The following is a 22,662-nucleotide window of genomic DNA, read 5'->3' as shown; positions in this document are numbered from 1 at the left end:
GAGGTAAATATGGAAATAAAAGCTCTTTCAACTGTCACAATTATCCTGAGAGGATTCGAATTAGATAAAGTAGAAGCCGTAGTTCAAGCTATGGAAAACACTGAGATTAAAAATATCGAAGTCACTACTAACTCACCTAACTATTTAAATACCATTAGTGAAATCAAAAACAAATATCCTCATATAAATATTGGCGCGGGAACTGTAACAACTTATGACCAAGCCGCCAAAAGCATAGATGCAGGCGCATCATTTATACTATCACCAATCATGTTAAGTAAAGATATTATAAAATTATGCAATGATAATAATGTGATATGTGTACCTGCTGCAATGACACCATCAGAAATTAACCAAATGTTTGATTTTGGGGCAGACATAGTTAAAGTTTTCCCTGCAACTACTGTTGGTCCAAAATTTTTTAAGGATGTTCAAGCACCACTTGGCAAATTAAATCTAATGGCTGTAGGGGATGTTAATATAAACAATGCCAAACAATTTTTAGATAGTGGTTGTAAGTATCTAGGAATTGGAACTGGAATGTTTAATAAAAAAGATATAGAAACAAAAGACATAGAAAAGATGAGAGAATCTATAAAGGATTTTTCTAAGTTAACGGAGGAATAAATGCCAAATTACTTTGATGAAAGCCTAGTATTTAGCAATCTAGTCGTAAATGATAAGAATGAAGCAATAAAGTATATGAGTGAAAAACTTCTATCATCTGGAAGAGTAAAAGAAACTTATCCTGATAGGGTTATGGAAAGAGAAAAAACTTATCCTACAGGCCTTGAGACGGGAGAAATCAATGTTGCTATACCACACTGTGATTACCAACACGTTAATCAAAAATCAGTTTGCATAGCTACTCTTAAGAATCCTGTTAAGTTTAATAAGATGGACGATCCATCTGAAGAAGTAGAAGTTTCAATAATTATGATGCTTGCAATAGACCAACCTGACGATCATATAGAATTTTTAAGTCAAGTTTTTGGATTGGTTCAAAATCAAGATTTATTGAAAAAAATTAAAGATAGTAACAACGAATCAGAAATAATTGAATTAGTAAAAACAAATTTTAAAGGAGAATAAAATGAAAAATATATTAGTAGCCTGTGGAAATGGTGCGGCAACATCTACAATGGTTGCAATTAAAATTAGAGAAGCATTAGAGAAAAAAAATATTAAAGCAAATGTAAATCAATGTAAGCTTACTGAAATACCAGCAAAGGCTGATGACTATGATTTGGTTGTTACTACTGGTAGATATACCCAAAAAATAAATACCCCTTTAATCAGTGGAATGCCATTGTTAACAGGTATTGGTGAAGAAGAAAAGCTACAAGAAATAATAGATTCTATAAAAGAAGATTAGGAGATAAGTAAATGGATTTTTTATATAAAGCATTTAATGGACTAATAAGTGCCGGCCCTTATGTTATGCTACCTGTCATAATCACAGTGATTGGACTAGTTTTTGGAATGAAATTATCAAAAGCTTTTAAATCAGGATTAACAGTAGCGATTGGTTTTGTAGGTATCAAATTAGTTGTAGATATGTTGGCAACTAACATAGGGCCTGCATCAAAAGCAATGGTAGTAAGATTTGGATTACAGCTAGATATAGTTGACGTTGGATGGGGCGCAATAGCTTCTGTAACTTGGGCATCTCCAATTATCCCACTAATAGTTGCCGCTATATTCTTTACAAATATTGTAATGTTACTTTTTAATGCAACAGATACTCTAGATGTTGACATTTGGAACTACCACCATATGGCTATTGTAGGTTGTCTATTATATTTTATCACCAATAATTTAGTACTATCTGTATTATCTGCTGTAGTTATGGCATTTATAACATTTAAATTAGCAGATTGGACAAGTCCAATAGTTGAAGAATATTTTGAGATCCCTAATGTTTCTTTGCCAACTATGAGTTTCTTATCATCTGCCGTTATAGCTTATCCTCTTAACTGGCTCATAGATAAAATACCTGGACTTAGAGATATCAATTTTGATATTGATAATGCCGAAAAATACTTAGGCGTATTTGGACAACCAACAATGCTAGGGTTTATATTAGGTGTTCTCGTAGGTGCTCTTGCAGGATATAATGTTGGTCAAATTATAGATTTAGGTGTACACATGGCTGCGGTAATGGTTTTGATTCCTAAGATGACTTCTCTTTTTGTAGAAGGGTTAATGCCTATATCAGAAGCAGCAACAAAATTCACAAAGAAAAAGTTTAAAAACAGAAAGTTCCTCATAGGTCTAGATGCTGCAGTAGTAGTTGGAGATCATACAGTAATTACAACAGCCCTAATATTAATCCCTATTACAATTTTATTATCAGCTTTCTTGCCAGGCAATAGAGTAATGCCTTTTGCAGATTTAGCAGTTATTACCTTTAGAGTAGCTTTAGTAGTTGCATTGACAAAAGGAAACTTATTTAGATCTCTTGTTATAGGTTTGGTATGTACTATAGCAATTCTTTATGCAGGAACATTCACTTCCCCAGACTTAACAGCATTTGCGGTATCAACTGGACTAGACTTTGGTGGTGGATTGATAACATCATTTGCATCTGTGTCCCTAACAGTAAGTTATATAGTTTACCAAGCATTTTTGAGAAATCCTCAAATTGGTGTTCCTGTACTAATAGTAATTGTAGGCCTTATATTTTATTTCGCTGAAAAGAAGTATAGGAAATACAAAGCTGATAAAAACATGAATGTAACTATAGATTAAGAAAAGGTGGTTAATAATGTTAATTAAAGATATAGAAATTTATGAAGTAAAGCCAAGATGGATATTCGTAAAACTAATCACAGATGAAGGCATAAATGGCTGGGGAGAGATGATTTCTGGTACCAAAACCGAGACAGTAATAGCAGGTGCCTACGAAATCGGAAGAAGGATTCTAATCGATAGAGACCCATTTGAAATTGAAAGATTATGGCAAGAGATGCATAGATCATTCTTTAGAGGAGGTCCAATCCAAGCTACAATAGTTTCAGGTTTTGAGATGGCTCTATGGGACATTAAAGGGAAAGCTTTGGGAGTGCCTATTTGGCAGTTATTAGGTGGCAAAGCTCGTGACAATATAAAAGTGTATTCTTGGATTGGCGGAGATAGACCTGATGATGTAGTCTCACAAGCTCAAGATAGGGTAGATAAGGCGTTTGACTCTGTCAAAATGAACGCTACTGAAGAGCTCCATTATATTGATTCATTCAAAAAAATCGACGAAGTATCAAATAGAGTTGCTGCACTAAGGGATAAATTTGGCATGGATCTTAATATTGGTATTGATTTTCACGGAAGAGTTCATAAGCCAATGGCAAAAGTTTTAGCTACCGAACTTGAACAATTTAAATTAATGTTTTATGAAGAAGTAGTTTTGCCAGAAAACGAAGAATGTTTTAAAGAAATATCAAATATTTGTTCAACACCACTATCAACTGGTGAAAGACTATATACAAGATGGGAATTTAAAAATATCTTTAGAGAAGGTGTAATAGACATAATCCAACCTGATGTAGCTATGGTTGGGGGCATTCTAGAAACAAGAAAAATAGCAGCTTATGCAGAAGCTTGTGATATGGCGGTTGCACCTCACGCACCTTACGGTCCAATTGCACTTGCAGCAACTTTACAAGTAGATACATGTACACCAAATGTATTCATACAAGAACAATCATTAGGAATACATTATAATAAGGGATTTGACTTACTTGATTTTGTTGATAACAAAGAAATATTCCAATATAAAGATGGCTTTGTAAATATACCTGAAGAACCAGGCTTAGGTCTTAAATTAAATGAAGATATGATAAAGGAAGTCTCAAAAGAAGGCTTACATTGGACTAACCCTAGTTGGAAGAATTACGACGGTACAATAGCTGAATGGTAAAATACCATACCCAAATATATTCCTAGACTTATAATTAAACAATCTAATTTAATCTATAGGACTCTCAAAGTATTTATTTTGAGAGTTCTTTTTATTGCTATCAATTTAAATTAAAAAGTTTTTTTGACAAATAAATTTTAAAGCCTTATAATGTATCCAACAATAATTATTTATAAAAATTACGAAAAAAAGAGTAGGCTTATCTATAAGCACAGAGAGTTGGAGTTTGGTGAGATCCAATCTTAGAAGTAAGTTCGAAAATCATTTTTCTTTTGCATTTCTGAAATCAGTAAGAAGTGTCGCCATGGTTGGCGTTATCAAAACCCGGCATTGTTAGATGCTTGAGCGCTTATTTTTGTATAAGAATTAAGGTGGTAACGCGGATTTTTTCGTCCTTTGTCTATGTAGACATAGGGCGTTTTTTTATTGGATAAATATTGTATTAAAAAATTTTTGGAGGATATTATGAAAAAATTATCGAGAAGTCAGTTTTTACAAGTAAGCATAATGCTGTTTGGATTGTTTTTTGGAGCTGGAAACTTAATTTTCCCACCTCTTTTAGGAAATCAAGCAGGTTCTGCTACTTATATTTCACTATTAGCTTTTTGCGTTACTGCTGTTATTTTCCCTGTCTTAGGGTCCATAGTTGTAGGCAAAACTAATGGTTTGAACAATTTAGCCGCTAGGGTAAGTCCGGCATTCTCAGTTGTATTTACTACTGCTATATACTTATCTATAGGTCCTGGTTTAGGTATACCTAGAGCTGGATCTGTGCCATTTGAAATGGCCATAGCTCCATACATTCCAGATACTATGAGCCTAAGCTTTGCAAGATTTTTATATACCCTAGTATTTTTTGCCGTAGCTTTAGCAATATGCCTAAAGCCAAATAAACTTGTTAGAAGAGTTGGCAAGTTCCTTACACCAACCCTCCTAATACTGATAACTATAATGTTTGTAAAAGTCATTACTATGAGCAAAAATATAGCCACTCCTACTGGTGATTACTTAAAAGCTCCTATTACCAAAGGCTTTTTGGCAGGTTATGATACTATGGACGCTGTAGCTGCCTTAAACTTTGGCTTTGTAATAGCTATGGCTATCAGACGATTTGGAGTAACAGATGAAAAAGAAATAAGCAAATATGAGATAAAGGCTGGACTTCTTGCGGGCCTAGTATTGTTTGTAGTATATGCCATGCTTGCAAGTATAGGTATGATAGGATCGGCCAGGTTCCCAGGGCTTGCAAATGGGGCCCAAGTCCTAAGCGAATCAGTAAAACTTGTCCTTGGTAACTTCGGACTAGTCTTACTAGCATCAATATTTTCCCTAGCCTGCCTTACAACTTGTGTAGGCCTCATAACTAGTGGCGGCGAATATTTTGAAGAATTATTTAACCACAAACTATCCTACAGGGGATGGGTCTTCGTCTGGACTCTATTCTCATTTATAATGGCAAACTTTGGTCTAAATAAACTATTGGAATTCTCAGTGCCAGTCCTACAAATAATATATCCAGTTGCATTAGTTCTAATAGTAATGGGCATAAGCCACGATTATGTAAACTATCCTAGAGAAGCTTATCTAACAAGCGCCCTAGTATCAGTAGTTCTACCACTTATAGAAGTTTTAAACAAAACATTTAAAGTAAATATATTAGTTCTCACAGACCTAGTAAAATCCCTACCTCTATACGAAGAAGGCCTATCATGGCTTCTACCAACTATGGTTGTTCTAGTACTTACGACTCTAGTTCTAAAGGTAGTTTCCACCATAAGAGAACCACGCAAAGTAGGACAAGAATACTAAAAAATACCCCCCCTTATTATTCCATTATCACATGGTTAATAAGGGGCTTTAAAATCTAAGGAATAATTATTTGCTTGCAATTATTCCTATTATAGAAGAAATAGCTATGAGAAGTGGAGCTAGGATTCCTACATCTGTATAAAAAGATATTCCAGCTAAGACTACTAGCATTACGAAATTTGCAAGTATTATAGCTTGGTATCCCTTGTAGCCTTTTTGGTAATACTCGCTTTTTTTCATCTCGTCAGATTCTTCTATAAATTTCTTATTAAATTTAAAATCAAGGGTATCTGTTTTTCTATTTGGCTCTATCTTTTGGATAAGCTCATAATTTTTTTGAAAAATCACTGATATTAGGATTATATAAACTATGAGAGAAGCTATGAGAATCACTGTTTCTCTTAGATTAATCCAAGATTCTGGAGAATAGACACCCATTGACATGCCCCACATAGACCCTAGACCAAAGATTATAAATATACTTATATCTCTTACCATCAAGCTTATATTAGTATACTTAGTAGGTATTGGATCTTCGCCCTCAAGTCCTTTTTCTATAACTATCTTAGATTTCCTATAAAATACATATGAAATTAATATGCTAACTATCATAACTGAAATAACTACAGTAAACACATTTTTGATTAGGAAAATTTTAATACCTTCTCCCAATTCTGTTAGGCCTATATTTTCAAATAACATTCCAGAAAATGCACCCACTAAAAGGCCGGCTACTATCAATAAAGTAAATTTTTTCTTATTCATCTTCTTCCTCCAAAGTAAAAATATCCTCAACACTCACAGCAAAAACTTTAGCAAGACTCAGAGCAACCATTACAGAAGGATTGTAATCCCCTCTTTCTATAAGACTTATGGTCTGCCTTGATACTCCCACCATCCTTCCTAAATCTGTTTGATTAATTCCTTTTTCCTTTCTCAATTTGGAAAGATTATTAACTAATTTCAATCAATCCTCCTTATCTTTGACAAGTATCTTTGTCATTATTATATATTTGACAAATTTATTTGTCAATTAAAAAAAATCGACATGAAAAATATCATGCCGAAATTTTCTATATTTTAGCCTTGGTAAGCATCTTCATCAACAAACAAATATACATTTGGGTGTAGGTGTAGGAAGCTTGCTGGGAATTCTGGATAAATTGTATCTTCTTCTATGATTCTCTTTACTACTTCGTGTTTATTTTTACCACTTGCAAGAACAACTAACATTTTTGCATTAAATACGTCTGCCATACCCATTGATATAGCATATTTTGGAACATCTTCTTCACTTTCAAAGAATCTTGAATTTGCTTTGATTGTTTCATCTGATAGCTTGATGATAGATGTTCTTTGGTTTAGTTTTTCTGCTGGTTCGTTAAATGCTAGGTGACCGTTTGGTCCAAGGCCTAGGATTTGTACATCTCTTTGGCCGAATTCGTCTAGGAGTTTGTCATATTCCTTGGCATATTTCTCATCTGCTTCTGGTGCATATGGCAAGTGAGTTGTACCTTCTTTGAAACTTACTTTGTTAAATAAGTTCTCGTTCATAAAGTATTGATAAGATTGGTCATTTTCCTTGTCAATGCCAATATATTCGTCTAGGTTTACACTTTTTGAATATTTGAAGGAAATCTCGCCCTCTTTTTCAGCCTTAGCTAGGTTTTCATATAGACCTATTGGTGTAGATCCAGTAGCAAAACCAAATTTTGCCTGAGGTTTGTCAATCAACATATTGACGATAAGATCAGCAGCTTTTTTGCTCATTTCGTCATAATCTTTTGATACTATTACTTTCATTTCTTATCCTTTCATCACTTTTTGCTTATATTATACTTCTTTGAGTAATCAATTAATATGAAAGTACTTTTACTTTCAATCTTTTTATAAATAGGCAAAAAAATAGAGCAAGGATTTTATCCCTGCTCTTTTAATATTAATAGTTAAATCTAGCTACTTCGAAGTATTCTTGGCCGTGAGCACATGCTGGGCAAATCTTTGGAGCTTCGTAAGCTTCGATTAGATAACCACAGTTACCGCACATCCAAACAACTTTTTCGTCTTTCTTGAATACTTTACCTTCGTCTATATTGTCTTTTAATTTTTGATATCTATTTCTGTGAGCTTCTTCAGCTTTTGCAATGTGTCTATATGCTCTAGCTATTTCTGGGAAGCCTTCTTCTTCAGCAACGTCTGCAAATGATGGATACATATGTTCTGCTTCGTCATTTTCTCCATCGATAGCACCTTGTAGGTTTGTTGCTGTATCATGCCAAATTACTGGCCAGCTTGTATATTCTTCGTTAAGTTCGATATTTTCAAGTTTGTATTCTTCTTTTAGGAATTTGTAGAATCTTGCAGCGTGTTCTCTTTCATTCATTGCTGTTTCTTCGAAAATACGAGAAATTTGAACATAACCTTCTTTTTTAGCAGTTTTTGCTGCATATGTATATCTCATGTTAGCTTGGCATTCACCAACAAAAGAAGTAATAAGGTTTTGAGCTGTTTTTGTTCCCTTTAATTCTGTCATATGTAAACTCCTTTTAAAATTATTTCGTTTCTATGTCTACTACAATTATAGGATTTATAATTCAAATTGTCAAATATTAAACCAAATTCTTTAACATCATATATAATGATTATCAAAATCAATTGCCTGACTATTATAACTTTTTATAAATGAAAAGTAGTAGGATAATAAGAATATCCTACCACTCATAATTTTACAAATACTCTTCATTTGCATATGCTTCTTCAAGTATTTTTTTCTTTCTTAAATCAAGCTGTTCTTTACTAACTCTCCCTGTCTTGATATTAAATATTGAAAGTGATGATATTACTAGTAGTATGACTAGCATTACAATCATTTCATTTGTTTTTAGGTTTCTAAATAGTTGGAAGCCTACAAAAGCAGCACATAGTGATGCAAGTATGCATAAAAATTTCATAAATCCTGTATTAGTTCTCATTGATGATTTTTCCCATTGCTCGGGATTTTCATCAATTATTCTTATACACGCAAAGTTCATATAAGTGTTTAGTATCATTGCTGGTATCATTACCATAGATACTATAGCTCCAAGATCTACATTAAAGAAAATTGGCAATAAGCTGATTACAAAATATAGCATATATATTACATATGGATACTCTTCGTCATTAGTTTTGGTAAATACTGAAGGGAGCCAACCATCTCTGGCTATATTTAACATAGGGTATCTTTGACATGTTATCAGAGACATCATTGATGTTAATATTGCAAAAACTGCTCCTCCAATAATGAATATTACAAATACAGGTCTACTAAAGATTTCATTAGCCACTATAGAAAGGTTTTGTCCACCTACTTCAGATATAGGCAAAACCCCAGATGCAACAATTGACATTAATCCATAAACAACCGCTATAGCTAAAGCAACTAGCCCAATAGCTTTTGGAACTGTTTTTTTAGAATCTTTTGTAACAGCTTGTACAGCCACAGGTCCCATAGTTGTGCCTTGACAAGCCCATCCCATAAGAACCATAGCTTGAATCAAACCAGATTTCCCGTTTAAATAAAAATTAGGATCTGAAAAATATCCAGATTGAACCTTTGGAAGTCCTTTTACGATAAAAATCAATATAGACAAAAGCAAAACAAATGTCATTACACTATTGATATTAGATGCAAATTTTGAACCTTTGTAACTAAATGCAAATAGAATTACAACTATTAATACAGATGCAAGCTTACTATATTCTCCCAAGACTGGAAATACAATCGATGCATAATCAACTGCAGCTAGCGAATACATTGATACAGCCAATCCACTTATTACTGTAATATAAGCGCTTAGACCTGTGAAAAATGGATTCATAGCTATAGCCTTTTGTGCATAGTCTCCTCCTGGTAGCATAAACATAGATGCAAGAAGAATATTGAAAAAATAAGCCAAAGTCATCACAACTATTCCTAGTAAAACTGATATTATAATTGATTTACCAGTAGCCCCTATAGCAAGACCAAGCAAGACAAATATTCCTGATCCTATTGCACCACCAAATCCTAAATTAAATACATTTAATAAACCTAGGTTCCTTTCTTCTTTTTTTACAACTTCTTTGTCATTTGAAGATTCATAAGTAACTTTTTCTTTCATATTTTCCTCATTAATTATAGCTTAGTATTAGATGTTAGACCCAAAAATGGTTCGTCATGTTTATTTTTTATTGAATCGACCATTCTTTCAAGACCCTCTTTTAAATAGTCTCTTGGACAAGCTATATTTATTCTTACCATTCTATTAGCGTTATCTACAAATGCTTTATCTGCTTCTATTAGAACTCCCGATTTTGTAGCAAAGAATAGTTCTACTTTTTCATTTTCTTCAAAATAGTTTGAGAAGTCTACCCATGCTAGATATGTAGTTTCTGATGGTGTTATTATTATTTCAGGCAATTCTTCTTTTAAATAGGTATTAACTAATTCAAAGTTTCCATCTAAATATTCATTACATTCTTTAAGCCAATCAGCTCCCTTTGTGTAAGCTGCTATAGTTCCTTCATGACTTAGTGGGTTTACTAGACCATCGCTATAAATTAGCCATTGTTTTCTCAACTTTTCATTTCTGATTATGATTGATGATTCAGATAAACCTGCTATGTTAAATGATTTGCTTGCTGCCATACATGTAATTAATTTATCATAATCTGGCATTACTTTTCCTAGAGGAATATGCTTTGGAGCATCTGCTCTTCTTAAATCACAGTGAATTTCATCTGATATAACCCACATATCATGTTTTTTAATCAACTCTGCCATTTTTTCTAATTCTTCCTCACTCCATGATCTACCTGTTGGGTTATGAGGATTGCAAAGTATGAACAAAGGTACGTCAGCTTGGGCCATCTTTTTATCCATATCTTCAAAATCTATAGTATATTTCCCATCTTCATCTTTTATCAAATCACTTGTTATATACTCTTTTTGGTTTATTCGGCATGCATTTGCAAATTGACCGTAAGCTGGTGTGTTGAATAGTACCTTATCGTTATCTTTTACAATGTAACTAATCAGTCTAACTATTGCTGGCACTACACCCGCAGATAATACTAATTCCTCTCTTTTAAATTCAAAGTCGTATCTCTCTTTGCACCAGGTGTTCAATGCATCATATAATCTTGAATCTGAATTTACTGTGTAACCCAATATTTGTCTATCAAGCCTAGCTCTGATAGCATCCAGTATTTCTGGTGCACAAGCAAATTCCATGTCTGCTACCCATAAATGTATAAATTCATCATCTTTAAATGGTAATTCCATGGTATCGTCAGCATGGAAAATATAACTCTTGTAACCTATCAATTTTGCGGCATTTGTTCCTGTTCTGTCAACTTTTTTATCAAAATCGTATTTCATAATTCCTCCTTCTAATAAACTTGTTAATATATTAAATAGTTAAGCATCTTAACTATCTTGTTCATATTATATCTCTAAACAAAAAAAATAGCAATAAGAATATGAATTTCTTCCTATTCTCCAGCTATTTTTAAGTGTATATTTATTCTATTTTGTATGATTCCAGAGAATGTCTGTATAGGCCTTGCACACATTATCAAAGGCAAGCAACTCTTCTACTGAAAATTCGTTTAAAAGTTTCTTTCTTGTTTTTAATATATCTATATTGTCATATTTCTTATGACTTAGGGCTAATTCATTTCCAAATTCACTTGTATAAAGATTAAAAATCTTACCATTTTCTTTAGAATTTTCCCTATAAACTAAATCTTGTTTCATCAACTTTCTAACCGTTTGTGATATAGCCGAAGTGGATCTATGCCATATTTCTGCAAGCTCTGTCACTGTGATACCTGGATTGTCAGCTATCTGTGTTAGAATGTGAACTTCAATCATGGTAAGATCTGGACCTATGCCATAATTTCTTCTTGTATTATAATAGTTTGAAAATGCTAGAACAAAATCATACATTGGATCCAAAAGCATGCTAAGCTTTTCATATTTCCTATCTGTTTCCTCTTTAGAATCATCAAAACTAGCCCAATTGTCTAATATTTCTTCCTCATATATATCTCTTTTCATATTGCACCTCAAAGTTATCATACACCTAAATATTTATTATTAAAAGTTTAATTGTTAAGGCGGTTAACAGTAAAAGGGTAAATAAAAACCTAGTTAAGATTAATTTATCCTAACTAGGTTTGCCTTTTTATTCTAGATTCCTTCTAAATCATCATCTTCTTCTGATGTATTGTCTTGCAAGTCAAATTTTGTAATCGACTCTCTGCTTGTATCTAGGATTTCTTGTATATATTCGTCTAGATTTTTAGTTTCTGAGCTTAGTGCTTGGTAAACCATGGCAAAGTTTGCTCCTGCCAAAAATTCGATGTGTTCTTTATTTGATAAGCTCATTACCGACCTATTAAATGGTGTTCCACCCGCTAAATCTGTTAATACTACTGTATTCTCATAATCTAGACTATCATATGCTTCTACTAATTGTTGGTCTAAGTCTTCTAATTTATCGCCTTCATGAAATTCTACTATCCTAATGTTTTCAAATTCTCCAGCTATCATTTTTATTGTCGAATATAGTCCTGATGCAAAATTTCCATGACTTGTTAATATAACGCCGTTCATTAGAATAAACCTATATATGCGCCTACAACTCCTAATATCAATAGGAATAGTATACAATTGATTGGTTTCCATCCTTTTTTGGATAGGAAGAAATATAGAAGTAGGGTTAATGCAAGTGGAACCAGGCTTGGAATTATACCATCAAGTACTTTCTGAATATTTACAGTTACTGGTACCTCTTCATATGTGTTAAATTTAAGTTGGCTTTCTCCATTTCCTAAATCTAATATTTGAGCACCATCTTGCAATTGATCAGTGTAATTTCCACCATCATCTTTTGCATAAAGGAACTCTTCGTAATCTTTTATAGATTCGTTTTTAACTACCGTTTGAACTTCTCTTACTTCGTTAGTAGTTCCATTAGGAACTTCTAGGGCAAGTGTTGTTCCACCGTATACAGAAATTAGGGCTCCTACTACTATTACACCTAGGATTGATGCAGCTCTTGTAAATTCTTTGGCATTAGCTGTAAAGATATCAATCGCTTCAGAACCCATTTTGTATGACCAGTTCATTAGCCAGAAACGGATAATAAATTGGAATACGTTAAATATTACTAAAAATAGTATAGGTCCTGCTATAGATCCTTGAAGAGCTAAGTTTGACGCTATCCCAGCTGATATTGGTACAAGTGTAAACCAGAATAAGGCATCTCCTATACCTCCCAATGGTCCCATTGCGGCAACTCTAACCGCTCTTATTGTTGGAATTTCGACCTTGTTTTGTTCAAGGGATAGGATAATTCCCATTACAAATGTCACCAAGAATGGGTGAGTATTGAAAAACTCTAGATTGTGAGTCATTGACCTAGATAAATCTTCGTCGTTTGTATGGATTTTTTCTAGGCCTGGTAGGATTGAATACAACCAACCTGCAGCTTGCATCCTTTCGTAGTTGAAGGAAGCTTGTAGGAATAGTGATCTCCAAACCATCTTGTTTAATGTTTTTTTATCAAGAGCAGGTGCTGGATTTTTATCTTGATATTCATATAATTGATTAGATTCCATCTTCATAATCTCCTTCACTTACGCCAGTAGCTTGAACTTGTTTAAGTTTTGTATGGATTTGATAATCCCAAAATGCAATTGCAAAACCAATTAATGAAATTAATAGTAGTGCAGCTCCACTTAGATCAGGGTTAGCCATGATAATTACTGCAAAGGCAAAGCCTGCAAGGAAGAATCCCCATAGGTCGCGGCTTATCATTAGTCTTAGCAGTACTGCAAAGCCTACATATTTCATCATTCCACCTGCTACAGATAATCCGTGCATAAATGTATCAGGTATTTTGTTGACAAGTTGGGTTCCAAAGGCGGATCCAGCTAGGAAAAATAGCACAACTATGATACCAAAGATTGCTCCAAGAGCGGCCATAGCTCCGTAGTTGATTTTTTCTATGCCACGTGGGTTTGCATCAGCAGCGTATTGGTCAGCTTTTGCCATGACAGGAGCCATAGCTGTAAAAAGTAAAGTTACACCATATTGACCTAAAAGTGCAAATGGAATAGCTGCAGCAACAGCCGCATTCGGTTCAAGTCCTGAAGTAATTGCAAAAATAACTGACATTATGCCACCTATAACAGCATTTGGTGGTTGAGCTCCACCTACTGGCATATTACCAATCGTCATAAGTTGGTAAGTTGCTCCTACGATTAGACCCGTGTGTAAATCTCCTAGAATTGCTCCTATAATAGGGCCCATAACTATAGGTTGGTATAGGGATTCTAAAAAAGAGAATTGGTCGATAGCAGCAATAAACGTTACCAAAAATATCAAAATAATTTGTAAAGCATTAAAGTGCATATAAATCTCCTAAAAAGCTATGAAAATAATTTTTCTATATTATCTTTTGATTCAGTAGGAACTTTTCTAATCTCAAGTTCTACACCATGATTCCTCAAAGCCCTGAAAGCATCAACATCTTTATCGTCAACTGCGACAGTTCCAGCCACTTGACGTTTGCCAGCTGCCATGTGCATATTTCCGATATTTACCTTATCAATAGGAACTCCACCTTCTACAAGCTTTAAGACATCCTCTGGGCTTTCACAAATTATAAATATGTGTTGTCTATCGGCAGCCTTGTGGATAGTATCTATAGTTTTTTGGATTGTCCAATACCTAGTAGCAACACCTGTAGGAGCCGCCATATCCATAAGACCTTGTCTCATTTTGTTAGAAGCCACTTCATCATTAGCCACCAAAATTAGATTGGCTCCAATTGCCTTAGTCCATTGAGTTGCTACTTGACCATGCAAGAGACGGTTATCAATTCTGGTTAGTACAATATTTGGCATAAAAACCTCCTTATAAAGTTATTTAATAACGGATTGAATAGAAGAACGATCTACCTTAATCTCAACATTTTCGGCAATCTTTACAATAGCCGTATCTTTGTTAAGCTTAACAAGAGTTCCATAAATACCTCCCAAAAGCATAATCCTTACCCCCGGCTTTAAACTTTCTTGTAAAATTCTCATATTCTCTCTAGATTTTTTCATATTTCTTGAACTTACAATTTGCATAATTACAAAAAAAATAGCTAAAAAAGCTAAAAGAACAAGAGAAACTTGCGCTATATTATCAAGCATACATCCTCCTATAACCATTAATATCAACTTTTATTATAGATATATTTGATAACGTTGTCAAACATATACGGTATGAAACCTTGATTTTTAAATATTTAGTAAATAAATTAAGTCCCAAGATAAGTTTGCCTTGGGACTTAATTTAAAAATATTTAAACTAAATTTTCATTAGTATTATAGCCTAGAGCTATATCGCTTAGCTTATCTCTTACAGGAAATACCGTATTTGGAAATTTTTCTAACAAATATTTTGCAGCTTCCATCTCTAATCGATATTTTTCAATATTAAGATTTATTCCTATTTGTTTTATCAATATATTATCTAATATAAAATCAGAATATCCTTTAAATGTTGCCTTTGCATCTTTATCATCTTTTGTATCTGCAGGCTTATCTGTTGAAAGTATACCTATCCATAAGTCTTCAGCTTCGTTTCCTTCTAGAGTGAATTTAGCAATTTTTGCTCTAGATGAACCTTCCCATGAATTTTCTAATGGATAAATTTTTGCATTTTTGCGATTTTCTTCATTTGACCAATCACCACTTCCAATTATAAATGCATATGTTCCATCGGATCCAGCCTCATAGTTGAAATAAATATCATAAATTTTACCGTGTTCAAATCTGTAGTTTTGCGGTATTGTTTGATATAGCAAATCACCACGTTTTACAAGCCCATTTGTCTTTAATGACCATTTACCACCTATAACATCGCTTATTACCTTGCCATTCCACCCCCTTTGTGTGTATGGTGTGTGCTTTTCTGATAAGTGAGTTCTATTGTCAGTTACTCCTTCTACACTGCCAATTACAAAAGGAAATATTCCTTGAACTTGATTTTCAAAGTCATTGTAGAAGAATTTATCATAGTTTGTTTCACTATTTCCAGCAAAAAGTTTGCTATCATTTTCTACTATTCTTAGCCCATCAAAATATGTCGCCTCATCCCCAGCATCTCTTTCTATACTTAGGGTAACATCATCTACATTTTCCCCTGTTGTAAAGAAAACATACATATTTTGGAAGTAGCTTGTATTATCTACAGTTGCGTTTTTCTCTTTTGTGTTGTGCTCGTAGGCTTGAACATAGTTTCTAGCTATGGATTTTCTTGTATAATTTGATACTGTATTATAGCCGGTATTTACTGAAATACTTGCCTTAGCATCTGACCTGTTGTCTACTCCAAGATATAGTGCATATGATGTATTCGCCTTTAGTCCTTTTATTTTTTGGCTAAGATTTACTTTCGTCTCATTGCCATTTATCATAAGCATTGGGTTATCTGCTTGACTTCTCTCGATTTTTATTTTATCATTGTCACCTTTGATATTCCAATGATCAAGATTGCCACTATTAAAGCCTGTGTCATAAATACTCATGCCATCTGACCAAGTAATATTTTTTGTTTGTTCATCAGATTGTTCTTTTCTAATTCTGTAAACTACATATGGAGTATTTTCATTACTATTTAGACTTAATTTGCCATCTTTAATCTCATATTCTTTCTCTTCTACACGGCCTAGGTCTGTTAATCTATAAACATAAACATTTCCCGACCAATCTTCTGGCATTTCAAATGTTATTATTCCACCAACTGGATTGTAGAAATACATCTTTTCTTCTTCCTTAGCAAGTTTATTACCATTCATATCGTTGTACCAAGGGATAAGATATGAACCATCTCCATTATAAATTTTTCTGCCGTTTAAGTACATCTCTCTTTGTTGGTATAGAGGACTTTCTATATCATTTGATAGCCTTTTAATCTCAAGATTTCCAGCATCTCCAACCAGTCTTATATACATTTCAGGTGTCCATGTGTAATCTCCATCTTCAGATGTCATCTTTACAGCTTTTCCATTCTCCCAATTATATACTTCAAAATGTTGAATGAATTTTGAAGGTAGATTTGTTTTATAGATTGTCTGGATAAAGTCATTGTAGTTGCTTCGTCCTTGCCAGCCTTCAAAATCTTTCATATCGTAACCACCAAGTAATGGATTTACAGCCGCTCCTCCATAATCCGGGAAATTTCCTACCCATGAATCTTTTTGATGATTTCTGATAAAACGTGTGATTTCGGAGTTAATGCCCTTATTTTTGTACCCACCATACGTTAAATCGGCAGCCCAATGTTGGAAGGTAGAATCATATTCTCCTGCATATCCCCATTCAAATCCTGGTCTCCAACCATTATCCATCACTTCACGAGAAATAACATGAGTTTCCCAAGCTCTATCATCTTCATATTGTCCCCAAACATCTATATATACAAAATCAAGGGCATCTGTATCTAATACCTTATGCAAATCATTGAACCTATTATATCTTTTGTCGGATAAATCATATTTAGAATCTATAAGTATAGCTTGATCAATCCAGTTCCATCCGTACTTAAACTCACCATCACCATCTTTTCTAAGTCTTTCAGGATTAAAATACTTACTTTCTGGATAGGTCTCAGAAGCATTTACATGAATACCCATTCTAGCTCCATAGTCTAGCCCATGTTCTAGGAGATATTTCATATCCTTTGGGCCTCCCATTCTCTTACCTATATCAGCATAGTTTAAGTGCCCTGAGTCGTGTCCTTCAGATCCATATCCTTTTAGCAAGATCATCTGGCCTAGTCCATCTGTATGTAGGTAAACTTTTTTAAGATTATCTAAAGTCATTAAAAATGGGTTTTGAGCCTGAGAACCGAAGTTCATCGAAATCCTCTGAGCTACTAAATCTTTTACATAATCAGATCCCATAGGATTATTCATTATCTCCCTGTAAGCTATAGCCCCATCTTGCCAGTCGATTTTTTCATCGTCATTTCTATCGGTGGTTAAAATTACTTTTGCACGAGGCAATTCATACCATGTTCTTTTGTCATATACCTTATACTTGCCAATAGCTTTGCCCTTATCATCCTTCATCTCATAAGCTCTTTGATAATAAAAAGCATTTGGCGCGATTCCAATATAGGTATTATCTGCAATTTCTTGCTTGTTTGCCTTTAATCTTGTATATGAGCCTTTGCCACGAGCTTTTTTATCATATTGAGAATTAGACCAAACACCAGCTGCTAGCTTTTCATCAGATACAAAACCATACATATATCCTGTATTTTCTCTATCCCAATTATCTACTTCTTTTGTTAAATCTATATGAGTATCACCTTTTAATCTAACGTTGTTATTCATTTGTGCGCCGTCAAACTTAGGCTCTTTTGCTTTGGAAGATATAGAGACCAAGTTATTTCCTCTAAAATCTATTGTTTGAAGCAATAGTCTAGGATCATCTATTATCTCTCCACCCTTAATATTGTTATTATTTTGAACACGTATCACAGAAAAATCTAAAATTTTATTTATAATACTTAGTCTAACATCAATTTCAGCATCGATTAGATTCTCTTCATCTTTTGCTTTCATTTGATACATAATAGAATTTGGAGCCTCTTTGGTTGATTTTACATCTGGCCTGACTTCAATATTATTAATAAATAATTTATCAATAAAATTTTCTTCACCAGGCAGAGTCTTATCTCCAATCTTATATTCTTTTACACGAGGAAATTTACTATCAATTTTCACTTTCATTTCATCAGATTTGATTACAGTATAGGAGGCTTCTTCATCTTCAATATTCTCTCTATATGCTGGGATGGTCTTTTCATAAGCTTCTAAATCTGCCAGTTCTTGATTGCGATCTTTGGCATTTTTTATTTCAGCTTTTGCCTTTGCAAAGTTTTCTTCTTTAATATATCCTCTTATCAGCTCAATGTAAGATTTCTTCTCCTCAGCTGATAAGAAAGTTAGACTATCAAAAATTTTATTAATTTGCTCATCTGTTATTTTTTCAATATCTACTTCTTCATCTTCTTTGTTTTCAGCAAGCACTTTTGGACTCTGTTTTATTTGACTAGTTTCGGTGACTATGGTATCGTATTCTTCGTTTTTATCAATTAATTCTTCATCCATTTCTTCTAATTTATTATCGGAAATTTCATAAGCTAAGCTTTCCTCATTTATTTCATCTTCTGTTGCAATTAACTCAAGTTTTTCTTCAGATAAGTCTTCTGCAAAAGATTTTTCCAAAGGAATAGAAGTCAAAACACCCAAACCAATTACAGCTGATAGAAGTTTAACTGGCATTTTCTTCGATTTTTTCATAATATTCTTACTCCCCTTAAAAATATATTTTAAGAACAAAATTTGAACTTATATCCATGGTAAACCTTTTCCAAATGCGTGTCAAATTATTTTTTATACATTTTTTATTTTCTTAAATTTTTCTAATGTTTTTACTAAAAAAGACGCTCTCGCGCCTTCTTACTACAAAGTATTTTTAATCTCACATCCGACTATAAGCTTACCATCCTTCACGTAACCTTCTGGTCTGTTTTTTAGCTCTTTGATTAGCTTATTTCTGTAATCTTTTATTAATCCATCTTTTGTAGAATCTTCCATAAGATCATTGAGCTCTTTTGGATCATTTTTCATATCAAAAAGTTGTTCTCTGCCACTTTGGCTGTACCAAATGTACTTGTAATTCTTATCAAGGATGTAGTGGTTTGATAGGTCTCCATAAGCGTGTTCGCCGTGAAGGTAGTCTCTCTGACTTTCTTTTGTGCCTTTGATTAAATCTTTTACTGATTTTCCTTCTACACTTTCTGGTATTTCTAGGTCGCAGAAGTCTAGTAAGCTTGGCATTATATCTCTTAGCTCTACTATTTCATCAAGATTGCTAACCTCATTTTCTCCCAAGTTTTTACCTGGGTCATATACTATTAGTGGTATGTGGATTGATCCTTGGTATGGAACAGATTTTCTTAGGAAATTGTGGTCTCCTATCATATCTCCGTGGTCTGATCCAAAGACTATGATAGTGTCTTCTAATAGATTGTATTCTCCAAGTTTCATTAAAAATCTTCCTACTTGATGATCAATTTGTTCTACTAAGCCGCTATAGGCTCTTTTCGCATTTTTGATTTTCTCTTCGCCTATATCTCCATAAATAGCATTGATGTTGTAATTTTTGTCATTAAATAAATCCCAATCGCTGTGGATTATAGGCAAAACTTCCTTGTCTTTGTATTTATCAAAATAATAGCTTGGTGGAGTAAGTGGTGAGTGGGGAGCTACATAGGATATGTTTAAGAAAAATGGTTTCTCCGGGTCACGCCTTCTTAAAAAATCTATAGCCTGGCTGGTTACCCAATTGGTTGGATGGGCATATTCTGGTAAGCTAAAGGCACGGGCATCCCAAGAATTGCAGGATATACCCGAATCTATTAGGTCAGCTTCCATACCAAATTCATTTTTTAGCCAATATAGATAATCGTCAGTTTGCTCAAAATTTTCCCCATAAATTCCACTGGTCTTGCGGCTATGGTGCAAATATCCATCGTGCAAAATAATATTGTTAAATCCACAGAGACTTCTTGTTGGATATACGTGCATCTTGCCTACACATTGGGTGTGATAGCCGTTTTTAGAAAAAACTTCTGCCAACATATTTTCATAGTCCCATTTCACACCATCTTCATAGCCTACTCTCTTGTGACTTTCTTGGGAAAGTCCGGTGTGAATGGCAGCTCTTGCAGATATACATGAGGATACCGCTGTGTAGGCATTGGTAAAGTTATATCCCTCACTTGCCATCATATTTAAATTTGGCGTGCCTATATATTCATTGCCGTTGATGTTGATGAAATCATATCTCAATTGATCAGCTATGATATATACAATGTTCTTTTTCATATTATTTTGACCAAATATCTGTTGGGTATTCCCCATTTGCAAACATTTCTTTGAAGGCTTCTTGGGCTGGCTCTAAGTCTTCTTTGTAGGTTATACCTATCCACTTGTCATTGGTTGGAAGGATTGTGATCTCTGCCTTGTGTTCTTTTATGAATTCACCTATCATTTCTGGCAAGACATATTCTGCTTTATCTAGATTGTCTTTATTTCTTTCTAGATATTTCTCAAAGTATTCTTCACATAGGTCGATAAATTCTGGGTAACTTGCCCACATATTCATTGAAACTAGACTTTCTAGGTTAAGTAAGTCAGAATCGAGATTTTCCTTGCTTGAAAGAGAACCATCTTCTTCTAGTTTTATTTCATGGGTTTCTAGGATTTTTACTAGTTTATTGTTCTCATCTCCTACAGAAACTCCACGGGTTACTGTTCCATTGTCTGATAGAGTGTTTTTTAGCTTGTAGCCTGCCATGGCTATTTGCAATTTATCTTTGTCAGCATTTGCTGGATCTACTAGGAAGTCATGCAAGTCTTTGAAAACTTTCTTGCCATAATAATCGTCAGCATTGATTACTAAAAATGGTTCATTGACAAATTCTCTGGTAGGAATTAAGGCTTGAACTGTACCCCATGGCTTGGTTCTACCTTCTGGATTTTTGAATCCACCTGGAAGTTCTGGCCTTTGATAAGCATATTCAACTTCCATAATATCAGAAATCCTATCTCCAATTATTTCCTTAAAGTCTTTTTCTATTTCATCTCTTATGATAAATACAACCTTGTCAAAGCCAGCTTCTTTGGCATCAAATATAGAATAATCAATGATTGTATAGCCATTATTATCCATTTTTGCCAGTTGCTTGATGCCTGCGCCATATCTGCTGCCAATTCCTGCTGCTAATACTACTAATGTTGTCTTCATTTCTCCTCCGCTTCGTATCCATTTGGATTCATTTTTTGCCACTTCCATGCATCTTGGCACATTTGATCTATACCATTTGCTGCAACCCATCCTAGTACTTCCTTGGCCTTGGTCGCATCTGCATAAGACTTATCTATATCGCCCTCTCTTCTGGCCTCAATTTGGTATGGAATTTCTTTGCCACATGCTTTTTCAAAAGCGTGGAGAACATCTAAAACTGAGTAACCATTACCTGTAGCAAGATTGAAAATACTTACTCCGCCAAGCTCATCTATCTTGTCGACTGCCAGTACATGGCCCTTGGCCAAATCTACTACGTGGATATAGTCCCTGACTCCAGTCCCATCGTGGGTGTCATAGTCATCACCGTAAACATGTAAGTGTGGTAGTTTGCCAACTGCAACTTGTGATATATATGGCAAAAGGTTGTTTGGAATTCCTTGTGGGTCTTCTCCAATAAGCCCAGATTTGTGAGCCCCTATAGGGTTAAAGTATCTTAGCAAAACTACTTTAAAGTCTGGATCTGCCGTATTTAGGTCAGTCATAATTTGTTCCATAAAGGACTTGGACCAGCCGTATGGATTTGTACAAGTGCCTTTTGGAAAGTCTTCAGTAATTGGTGTGGTCTCTGGATCGCCATAAACTGTAGCTGATGATGAGAAGATAATGTTCTTGACTCCAACTTCTTCCATAGCTTCAAGTAGGCTTAGGGTGCCTGTTAGGTTGTTGTGATAATATTTGAGTGGTTTTTTGACTGATTCGCCAACAGCTTTAAGCGCTGCAAAGTGGATAACTACATCAATTTTTTCTTTACCCAAAACTTCTTTTAGAAATTCTGTATCTAGAATATCAGCCTCATAAAAAGTAAGTTTTTTACCAGTAATCTCTTCAACCCTATCAAGAGCAATCTTCGATGAGTTTACAAGATTATCATAGACTACAACATCATATCCACTTTCTAAAAGTTCTACAGCCGTGTGGCTACCAATGTAGCCTGCCCCACCTGTCAATAATACTCGTGTCATATAAGT

At 34.1% G+C, this 22,662-nt stretch carries 22 protein-coding genes and 1 other annotated feature; of the genes, 6 read left to right on the top strand and 16 right to left on the bottom strand.

Annotation, left to right across the window (positions count from 1 at the left end; translation table 11 throughout):
• Positions 1–9 precede the first annotated feature (9 nt).
• The 6 genes from BN38_RS01525 (at position 10) to brnQ (ending at position 5,725) form a co-directional block, all read left to right on the top strand.
• Positions 10–627, top strand: a complete 618-nt coding sequence (locus BN38_RS01525) for a bifunctional 4-hydroxy-2-oxoglutarate aldolase/2-dehydro-3-deoxy-phosphogluconate aldolase (protein WP_044565148.1) — start codon at positions 10–12, stop codon at positions 625–627.
• Positions 628–1,092: a PTS sugar transporter subunit IIA gene (locus tag BN38_RS01520; RefSeq protein WP_044565147.1), complete on the top strand. Its 465-nt coding sequence runs from the start codon at positions 628–630 to the stop codon at positions 1,090–1,092.
• A gap of 1 nt (position 1,093) precedes the next feature.
• Complete coding sequence (locus tag BN38_RS01515) at positions 1,094–1,375, top strand: PTS sugar transporter subunit IIB (protein ID WP_044565146.1); 282 nt, start codon at positions 1,094–1,096, stop codon at positions 1,373–1,375.
• Between the two features lie 11 nt (positions 1,376–1,386).
• Entirely contained in the window at positions 1,387–2,751 is a 1,365-nt protein-coding gene (locus BN38_RS01510; protein WP_044565145.1) for a PTS galactitol transporter subunit IIC, read from the top strand.
• Between the two features lie 16 nt (positions 2,752–2,767).
• Positions 2,768–3,916 (top strand): galactonate dehydratase, encoded by a 1,149-nt coding sequence (dgoD, locus tag BN38_RS01505; RefSeq protein WP_044565144.1) that lies wholly within the window; start codon positions 2,768–2,770, stop codon positions 3,914–3,916.
• Positions 3,917–4,088: 172 nt separating this feature from the next.
• Positions 4,089–4,316, top strand: a binding site (T-box leader).
• A gap of 65 nt (positions 4,317–4,381) precedes the next feature.
• On the top strand, positions 4,382–5,725 hold the full coding sequence (brnQ, locus tag BN38_RS01500; protein ID WP_044565143.1) for a branched-chain amino acid transport system II carrier protein: 1,344 nt from the start codon (positions 4,382–4,384) through the stop codon (positions 5,723–5,725).
• A 66-nt stretch (positions 5,726–5,791) separates the two neighbouring features.
• Here the strand turns inward: brnQ and BN38_RS01495 are convergent, their stop codons facing one another.
• The 16 genes from BN38_RS01495 to galE form a co-directional block, all read right to left on the bottom strand.
• Positions 5,792–6,490, bottom strand: a complete 699-nt coding sequence (locus BN38_RS01495) for a DUF3169 family protein (RefSeq protein WP_044565141.1) — start codon at positions 6,488–6,490, stop codon at positions 5,792–5,794.
• A complete protein-coding gene (locus BN38_RS01490) occupies positions 6,483–6,692 on the bottom strand; it encodes a helix-turn-helix transcriptional regulator (protein ID WP_044565140.1) in 210 nt (69 codons plus the stop codon). Before BN38_RS01490 ends, BN38_RS01495 begins: the two co-directional genes overlap by 8 nt.
• 113 nt (positions 6,693–6,805) lie before the next feature.
• Positions 6,806–7,528, bottom strand: coding sequence for a glucosamine-6-phosphate deaminase (locus tag BN38_RS01485; RefSeq protein ID WP_044565139.1), 723 nt, complete (start codon positions 7,526–7,528; stop codon positions 6,806–6,808).
• A gap of 136 nt (positions 7,529–7,664) precedes the next feature.
• The gene (rbr, locus tag BN38_RS01480) at positions 7,665–8,258 is read right to left on the bottom strand and encodes a rubrerythrin (RefSeq protein ID WP_044565138.1); all 594 of its coding nucleotides are present in this window, start codon (positions 8,256–8,258) and stop codon (positions 7,665–7,667) included.
• A gap of 193 nt (positions 8,259–8,451) precedes the next feature.
• The gene (locus tag BN38_RS01475; protein WP_044565137.1) at positions 8,452–9,867 is read right to left on the bottom strand and encodes an APC family permease; all 1,416 of its coding nucleotides are present in this window, start codon (positions 9,865–9,867) and stop codon (positions 8,452–8,454) included.
• Positions 9,868–9,881: 14 nt separating this feature from the next.
• On the bottom strand, positions 9,882–11,126 hold the full coding sequence (locus tag BN38_RS01470) for a MalY/PatB family protein (RefSeq protein WP_044565136.1): 1,245 nt from the start codon (positions 11,124–11,126) through the stop codon (positions 9,882–9,884).
• A gap of 147 nt (positions 11,127–11,273) precedes the next feature.
• Positions 11,274–11,807, bottom strand: a complete 534-nt coding sequence (locus BN38_RS01465; protein ID WP_044565135.1) for a MarR family winged helix-turn-helix transcriptional regulator — start codon at positions 11,805–11,807, stop codon at positions 11,274–11,276.
• A gap of 132 nt (positions 11,808–11,939) precedes the next feature.
• Positions 11,940–12,365: a PTS sugar transporter subunit IIA gene (locus BN38_RS01460; RefSeq protein WP_044565134.1), complete on the bottom strand. Its 426-nt coding sequence runs from the start codon at positions 12,363–12,365 to the stop codon at positions 11,940–11,942.
• A complete protein-coding gene (locus BN38_RS01455) occupies positions 12,365–13,372 on the bottom strand; it encodes a PTS system mannose/fructose/sorbose family transporter subunit IID (protein WP_044565133.1) in 1,008 nt (335 codons plus the stop codon). The genes BN38_RS01460 and BN38_RS01455 overlap by 1 nt, the downstream gene beginning before the upstream one ends.
• Entirely contained in the window at positions 13,362–14,168 is an 807-nt protein-coding gene (locus BN38_RS01450) for a PTS mannose/fructose/sorbose/N-acetylgalactosamine transporter subunit IIC (RefSeq protein ID WP_044565132.1), read from the bottom strand. Before BN38_RS01450 ends, BN38_RS01455 begins: the two co-directional genes overlap by 11 nt.
• Positions 14,169–14,185: 17 nt before the next feature.
• Positions 14,186–14,662, bottom strand: coding sequence for a PTS N-acetylgalactosamine transporter subunit IIB (agaV, locus tag BN38_RS01445; protein ID WP_044565131.1), 477 nt, complete (start codon positions 14,660–14,662; stop codon positions 14,186–14,188).
• Positions 14,663–14,680: 18 nt separating this feature from the next.
• Entirely contained in the window at positions 14,681–14,956 is a 276-nt protein-coding gene (gene yajC / locus BN38_RS01440) for a preprotein translocase subunit YajC (RefSeq protein WP_044565130.1), read from the bottom strand.
• A 152-nt stretch (positions 14,957–15,108) separates the two neighbouring features.
• On the bottom strand, positions 15,109–19,119 hold the full coding sequence (locus tag BN38_RS01435) for an endo-alpha-N-acetylgalactosaminidase family protein (RefSeq protein WP_049944417.1): 4,011 nt from the start codon (positions 19,117–19,119) through the stop codon (positions 15,109–15,111).
• A gap of 162 nt (positions 19,120–19,281) precedes the next feature.
• A complete protein-coding gene (locus BN38_RS01430) occupies positions 19,282–20,709 on the bottom strand; it encodes an arylsulfatase (RefSeq protein WP_044565393.1) in 1,428 nt (475 codons plus the stop codon).
• Between the two features lies 1 nt (position 20,710).
• On the bottom strand, positions 20,711–21,631 hold the full coding sequence (locus BN38_RS01425; protein ID WP_044565129.1) for a nucleotidyltransferase family protein: 921 nt from the start codon (positions 21,629–21,631) through the stop codon (positions 20,711–20,713).
• Positions 21,628–22,656: a UDP-glucose 4-epimerase GalE gene (gene galE, locus BN38_RS01420; protein WP_044565128.1), complete on the bottom strand. Its 1,029-nt coding sequence runs from the start codon at positions 22,654–22,656 to the stop codon at positions 21,628–21,630. Before galE ends, BN38_RS01425 begins: the two co-directional genes overlap by 4 nt.
• Between the last annotated feature and the right edge of the window lie 6 nt (positions 22,657–22,662).

The organism is Anaerococcus provencensis (genome assembly GCF_000312365.2).
Lineage (GTDB): Bacteria > Bacillota > Clostridia > Tissierellales > Peptoniphilaceae > Anaerococcus > Anaerococcus provencensis.
The sequence above is the reverse complement of the archived record's forward strand: the minus strand, read 5'-3'. Positions and strand labels throughout refer to the sequence as shown.

What these genes read in the sequence shown, in the direction of transcription:
- BN38_RS01475 (WP_044565137.1), bottom strand. Translation starts at nt 9,867, where the DNA reads ATGAAAGAAAAAGTTACTTATGAATCTTCAAATGACAAAGAAGTTGTA.
- agaV (WP_044565131.1), bottom strand. Translation starts at nt 14,662, where the DNA reads ATGCCAAATATTGTACTAACCAGAATTGATAACCGTCTCTTGCATGGT.
- BN38_RS01525 (WP_044565148.1), top strand. Translation starts at nt 10, where the DNA reads ATGGAAATAAAAGCTCTTTCAACTGTCACAATTATCCTGAGAGGATTC.
- rbr (WP_044565138.1), bottom strand. Translation starts at nt 8,258, where the DNA reads ATGACAGAATTAAAGGGAACAAAAACAGCTCAAAACCTTATTACTTCT.
- dgoD (WP_044565144.1), top strand. Translation starts at nt 2,768, where the DNA reads ATGTTAATTAAAGATATAGAAATTTATGAAGTAAAGCCAAGATGGATA.
- BN38_RS01515 (WP_044565146.1), top strand. Translation starts at nt 1,094, where the DNA reads ATGAAAAATATATTAGTAGCCTGTGGAAATGGTGCGGCAACATCTACA.
- BN38_RS01430 (WP_044565393.1), bottom strand. Translation starts at nt 20,709, where the DNA reads ATGAAAAAGAACATTGTATATATCATAGCTGATCAATTGAGATATGAT.
- BN38_RS01485 (WP_044565139.1), bottom strand. Translation starts at nt 7,528, where the DNA reads ATGAAAGTAATAGTATCAAAAGATTATGACGAAATGAGCAAAAAAGCT.
- galE (WP_044565128.1), bottom strand. Translation starts at nt 22,656, where the DNA reads ATGACACGAGTATTATTGACAGGTGGGGCAGGCTACATTGGTAGCCAC.
- BN38_RS01495 (WP_044565141.1), bottom strand. Translation starts at nt 6,490, where the DNA reads ATGAATAAGAAAAAATTTACTTTATTGATAGTAGCCGGCCTTTTAGTG.
- BN38_RS01455 (WP_044565133.1), bottom strand. Translation starts at nt 13,372, where the DNA reads ATGGAATCTAATCAATTATATGAATATCAAGATAAAAATCCAGCACCT.
- BN38_RS01450 (WP_044565132.1), bottom strand. Translation starts at nt 14,168, where the DNA reads ATGCACTTTAATGCTTTACAAATTATTTTGATATTTTTGGTAACGTTT.
- BN38_RS01425 (WP_044565129.1), bottom strand. Translation starts at nt 21,631, where the DNA reads ATGAAGACAACATTAGTAGTATTAGCAGCAGGAATTGGCAGCAGATAT.
- brnQ (WP_044565143.1), top strand. Translation starts at nt 4,382, where the DNA reads ATGAAAAAATTATCGAGAAGTCAGTTTTTACAAGTAAGCATAATGCTG.
- BN38_RS01435 (WP_049944417.1), bottom strand. Translation starts at nt 19,119, where the DNA reads ATGAAAAAATCGAAGAAAATGCCAGTTAAACTTCTATCAGCTGTAATT.
- BN38_RS01465 (WP_044565135.1), bottom strand. Translation starts at nt 11,807, where the DNA reads ATGAAAAGAGATATATATGAGGAAGAAATATTAGACAATTGGGCTAGT.
- BN38_RS01460 (WP_044565134.1), bottom strand. Translation starts at nt 12,365, where the DNA reads ATGAACGGCGTTATATTAACAAGTCATGGAAATTTTGCATCAGGACTA.
- BN38_RS01520 (WP_044565147.1), top strand. Translation starts at nt 628, where the DNA reads ATGCCAAATTACTTTGATGAAAGCCTAGTATTTAGCAATCTAGTCGTA.
- yajC (WP_044565130.1), bottom strand. Translation starts at nt 14,956, where the DNA reads ATGCTTGATAATATAGCGCAAGTTTCTCTTGTTCTTTTAGCTTTTTTA.
- BN38_RS01510 (WP_044565145.1), top strand. Translation starts at nt 1,387, where the DNA reads ATGGATTTTTTATATAAAGCATTTAATGGACTAATAAGTGCCGGCCCT.
- BN38_RS01470 (WP_044565136.1), bottom strand. Translation starts at nt 11,126, where the DNA reads ATGAAATACGATTTTGATAAAAAAGTTGACAGAACAGGAACAAATGCC.